The sequence below is a fragment of the Candidatus Accumulibacter vicinus genome (genome assembly GCF_000584955.1).
Lineage (GTDB): Bacteria > Pseudomonadota > Gammaproteobacteria > Burkholderiales > Rhodocyclaceae > Accumulibacter > Accumulibacter vicinus.
Map to the genome: position 1 here is coordinate 63,253 of NZ_JDSS02000037.1, position 5,111 is coordinate 68,363.

Consider the following 5,111-nt stretch of genomic DNA (forward strand, 5'->3'; position numbering starts at 1 on the left):
GGCCGGCGGCGACGGCCGCACACCGCTGTACCAAGTTCGGCAGCATCTCGACCGTCTCGGTCGTCCTGCCTTCCGGCTCTCATGCCGCGAGGCCGACTGGTACGGCGACAGCGACCGTGCTGCCCTGCTAGAGGTTGCGCCCGGTGGCTCGCTCGCCGTCCTGCACCTCGATCCGCTGAGCGACGCCGATATCGCCTTGTTGCTCGCACACAAATTCGGCCGCACCGATCCGGCAGATTTCGTCCACCAAGCGGAACGCCACGGACTGGCCGAGCTGCTACGCAACCCGCAGACGCTGACTCTGCTGGCTCGCGCTGTTGGCGAAAGCTGGCCCGACGGTCGCCGCGAGACCTACGAAATCGCCTGCCGGCAACTGGTGCGCGAACTCAACGCGGAGCGCCGTGCGACGACGCGCGCCAGCGCACGGACGGACGACGCCCTGCTCGACGCGGCAGGTTTCCTCTGCGCCGTGCAACTGCTCGCGGGTATCGCGGGCTTTGCCCTCGACGACGACGCTGTGGATGATCAGCACAGTCTCTGGCGCGAGCTTGCCGCCTCCTGCGACAGGCCATTGCTCGATGCGCTGGCCAGCGGCCTGTTTCAGCGCGACGACTGCGAACAGCAACGCCTCCCTGTCCATCGCAGCATTGCCGAATACCTCGGCGCACGGCATCTGGCGGCGCTGATCGACAGACAAGGCTTGCCGCTCGGTCGCGTCGTTGCACTCATGGCCGCCGAGGACGGCGGCATCGCCCCCGACCTGCGCGGCGTGGCCGCTTGGTTCTCCGTGCATTGCCGCAGCGCGCGCGCCGAACTCGTCGAACGCGATCCGCATGGCGTCGTGCTTTATGGTGATGTGCGCGACTTCCCGATCGATGACAAGCGCCGCGTGCTCGCCGCGCTCAAAGCCGAAGCCGAGCGCTATCCCCATTTCCGCTTTCAGGACTGGACTGCCGCACCTTTCGGCGCTCTGGCCACATCCGACATGGTGCCGGTATTCCTGGAATTGCTCGCTGACCACTCGCGCTCAGAGGCCGACATCGCCCTGCTCGAGTGCGCGCTGGATGCGCTGCGCTACGGCCCGCGGTTGGCCAAGATCGCAGCGCCGGAGGAATTGCTGCGCTTCGATGCGCTGCTCGAGGCCGTGGCTCGGGATGCGAGCTACCCTTCGCACATCCGCCACTCGGCCCTGAAGATTCTGCTGCGCGACCTGCCGCGCAATGCCGCTCGCCTGGTCGCCATTGCCAGAAGCGTTCAAGCCGGAATAGTGGAGGACAACGACGACGAGTTGCTCGGTTGCCTGCTGACGGAGCTGTTCCCCGAGTTCATCCGGCCGGTCGAATTGTTCGACTTCCTGCACCAGGAAAAGCAGGATCGCCTCATCGGCGTCTATCGCATGTTCTGGGGACACCATCTGCCGGAAACTGCGCAGGCGGAAACGCTGCCAGAACTTCTCTACCAGTGGGCAAAACGAAGTCCGGCCTTGCGCAAATCGCTCGACGATCTGCAGGTGGAACGTATGGCTGGCGGCCTGCTGGCGCGCGCACTGGAAACGCACGGCGACACCATCGACGATACGCGCCTGTACGATTGGCTTGGTGCGGGATTGGACGAACACGACTCGCCGCGCATTGATGACCAGCACCAAAAGCGTGTCGCCGCCTGGCTTGCGGCGCGGCCGGAACGCTACAAGGTGACGTTGCTTGTCGGCGCCGTACGCTGCATCGACAAGGAAAACGTCTGGTTCTGCCTGTCAAATTGTACGTCCCGCCTGTACGGCGCGGAGCCACCAGCCGACATCGTTCCCTGGTACCTGGACCGGGCGGCAGCCGCAACGCACGGCGAATTTCAGCACTTTTATTTTGCGCAGGCGGCATGGCGGCTGATCGGCCAAGGTGGACAGGGATTTCTGACGCTTGATGCCCTGGACTACCTTGCCCCCTGGATCGCCGCGCATCCGGAGTTTGAAGCCTATCTACGACCTCTTGTCCCGATCTGCTCAAGGGCTTTCCTCTGCGGGCCAAGAACCAACTGTTGGTGAACGTGCTCGACCCGCTGCTCAAGGGCGCGCTGCGCCATCTCGACGGGCCGACATTGGCCGCCATTGTCTCGGCACGGCTGGCGCAGGGCAGCATGAGTGCTGCCCTGCGCGTGTATTGGCTCGCCTGCGGCCTGATGATTGCGCCGCATGGGTATGAAGCATTGCTTGCCGCCCACATCGGCAAGAGCAAGACCTTGGCTGCGCATCTCGGAGCATTTCTGCGTGATCGCGAATGGCGCCCTCGCGCGAGCGACAATCTGCCCGAGTCGACGCTGGCCATGCTGATCGAACTGCTGGCGCCGGGCAGTCCTCCCGAACGTCCACTGGGCGCATTCTGGGTCAGCCCGACCATGCAGACCGTTGAACAGGTGTGTTCCCTCATCGACGCGCTCGGCGGCAACCCGAGCGAAGCCGCCAGGCTGGAGCTGGAGCGTCTGCTGACCATGTCAAAGCTGGAGCCGTGGCACAAGCGCTTGCGTCATGCCGCGCAGGTCCAGCGTATCGCTCGGCGCAAGGCGTGCTTCCAGCGGCTGGAGGTCGCTGAGGTCTGTCGCACCCTGGCCAACCGCGAGCCGGCCAACGCCGCCGATCTCGCGGCGCTGGCCGATGCGCATCTGCGCGATCTGGCTGGCAAGATTCGCGACGGCAGTACCAATGATTACCGACAATATTGGAGCCTCGACGAGTCGAACAATAGGCTGTTACGGCCGAAACCGGAGAACGATTGCCGCGATGCCCTGCTGTCCGACCTGACCGAACGCCTCGGCCGGCTCGGCGTTGACGCAGTCAAAGAAGGTTATTACGCCGAGGACAGGCGCGCCGATATCCGCGTCTCCTTCGGCGGCGCACAGGGCTTCAACGTGCCCATTGAGATCAAGAAGGACAGCCACGCAGATCTATGGCGTGCGATTCACGAACAACTGATCCAACGCTATACCCGCGACCCTGGAGCGGACGGTTTCGGCATCTACCTGGTGTTCTGGTTTGGCGGCGAGCACATGCCATTGCCCCAGGAAGGAAAGAAGCCGCGTAGCGCGGCCGAACTCGAAGAGCGCTTACGGCAGACGCTCTCCGTCGAAGAGAGCCGTCGCATCCAAGTCTGTGTGATCGATTGTGCGCTACGGAAGTAAGGTGGAATGTTTCCGCAGGGCAGGGAAGTTCTGACCGAAGTGAAGCGCGTCTGCGAGCTTGCCCGCAATTCGCGCGATTCGGGTTGGACTTGGGCACGCACCGCCTAACCTCCCGGCCTCAGTTACTCCGCAAGACGATCTCCCGCAGCCGTTGCAGCTTCGGCGCCACGACCGGTACGGTGAGCATGGTGCTGGCGACGGCCATCAGCAGCAGGGCGGTGAAAGCCTCGCTGCTGATGACCTGCTTGTCGAGCAGGATGTTGGCGAAGATGATCATGATCAGCGCCTTGGTCTGCAGCAGCCAGCCAATGATGCTCGCCTCGCCCGGCGCCCAGTTGAGCAGGCGGCCGGCGATGTGCGCGCCGAGCAGCTTGCCGCCGACCGACGCGACGAGCAGGATGCCGGCGGCGACGAATACGGCCTCACCGCCGAGCGTCCAGTTGGTGCGCAAGCCGGTGCTCAGGAAGAAGACCGGCATGACGACCAGCAGCACATGGTGGCGCAGCAGGTCCATCCGTTCCTGATCGAACCACTCGGTGTCCATGATCGCGCCCGCCAGGAAGGCGCCGACCATGAAGTGCAGTCCCGACCAGTCGGCACCGAAGGCGCAGACGGTCAGCCAGATCAGCGCCACATGCCAGCGGTCGCGTTCCGCCAGCCGCCGCATCAGCGCCCGGAAGGCGTAGCCAAGGAGCGCGAAGGCGACCAGGAAGCCGAACTGTCTGCCCACCCGGCCCCAGTCCATCAGGATCAGTGCCAGCACCCCCCAGATGGCGATATCGTCGAGACTGGCGTAGCGCAGGATGCGCTGGCCGATCGGCTGGCGCAGGATGGCGAGCTTTTCCATCAGCAGGATCAGGATCGGCAGCGCCGTCACCGCGCAGGCCATGCCGATGCCGAGAACGAACTGCCAGGCCATCGCCCGTGGCCCGATCCAGCCGTCGTGCAGCAGCATCAGGCCGGCGGCCAGGCAGCCGAAGGCGAGCGGCGTGCCGAGCGCCAGTCCGGCGGTGATGCTGCTCTCGCGACGATGCGCCCAGGCCTGTCTGAGATCGAGTTCGACGCCGGCGATCATCACGAACAACATCACGGCCCACCAGGCGATGCCGTTCAGCGACTGCACCACCGTCGGGTTGAAAACGAAGGCGTAAGCGTCGGGAGAGAAGCGGCCAAGGACTCCCGGCCCGAGCAGGATGCCGGTGACGATCTGGACGACGACCAGCGGCGCGTAGTAATCGGTCCGGCCGACCCGCCAGATCAGCCAGGGCAGCGTGAAAATGATCGCCATGGCGATCAGGAAGATCTCCGTCGTGTTCATACGTTTATGGACTCAGCGAGTCATCGATTCGTCGCGTCATCGCGCCGGGCATGGGCTCAGGGTGACCGGACCTTCAGCCGCCGAGTTTCCTGGCCAGCAGCCAGGGCAACCGGAGCAGGAAACCGAGAAACAGCCGGGCGTGCATCCAGGTCAACAGGGTGTTGTCGCGCAGGTAGCGGAAATGCGAGACGCCACCCTCGTCCGGTCGCAGGTAGCGGACCGGAGCGTCGCGGTTGAGCGGCGGCACGCCGGCCCAGCACAGGCGAACGACGGCCTCGGGGTCGAAATCGAAGCGGCGCATCCAGCGGTTGGCCTGCATGATCCGCTGCAGCGGGGCGATCGGGTAGACGCGGAAACCGTAGAGCGAGTCGCCGACTCCCATCCACAGCGTCTCGAGATTCGCCCAGCCGTTCGACACCTTGCGCCCATTGACGCGCAGCGCCGGCGCGTCGGCGGCGAACACCGGCTTGCCGAGAACCATCGCTTCCGGACGATCCTGCGAGGCCGCCATGAAGGCCGGAATCAGGTCGGCCGGGTGCTGGCCGTCGGAATCCATCGTCAGCGCGTGCGTGAACCCGGCGACCCGCGCCTGGCTGATGCCCGCCAGCACCGCTGCGCCCTT

General features: G+C 65.1%; 3 protein-coding genes and 1 pseudogene. 2 read left to right on the forward strand and 2 right to left on the reverse strand.

Translation table 11 applies throughout. The annotated features are described in order from the left end of the window. Together CAPSK01_RS16120 and CAPSK01_RS16125 are read left to right on the forward strand one after the other, a co-directional pair. Positions 1 to 2,041 (forward strand): annotated as a pseudogene (locus tag CAPSK01_RS16120) (hypothetical protein); the annotation flags it as partial. Beyond that, positions 2,038 to 3,171 carry a hypothetical protein gene (locus CAPSK01_RS16125; RefSeq protein WP_273703853.1) on the forward strand — a complete coding sequence of 378 codons (1,134 nt, stop codon included), beginning with the start codon at positions 2,038 to 2,040 and terminating at the stop codon, positions 3,169 to 3,171. The pseudogene CAPSK01_RS16120 and the gene CAPSK01_RS16125, both read left to right, overlap by 4 nt. A 118-nt stretch (positions 3,172 to 3,289) precedes the next feature. On the opposite strand, the gene CAPSK01_RS16130 is transcribed toward CAPSK01_RS16125, so the two are convergent. After that, complete coding sequence (locus CAPSK01_RS16130; RefSeq protein ID WP_034928993.1) at positions 3,290 to 4,489, reverse strand: cation:proton antiporter; 1,200 nt, start codon at positions 4,487 to 4,489, stop codon at positions 3,290 to 3,292. A 73-nt stretch (positions 4,490 to 4,562) separates the two neighbouring features. Next, positions 4,563 to 5,111 (reverse strand): glycosyltransferase family 2 protein (locus CAPSK01_RS16135; RefSeq protein ID WP_273703854.1); only part of this gene is annotated, 549 nt, incomplete at its 5' end.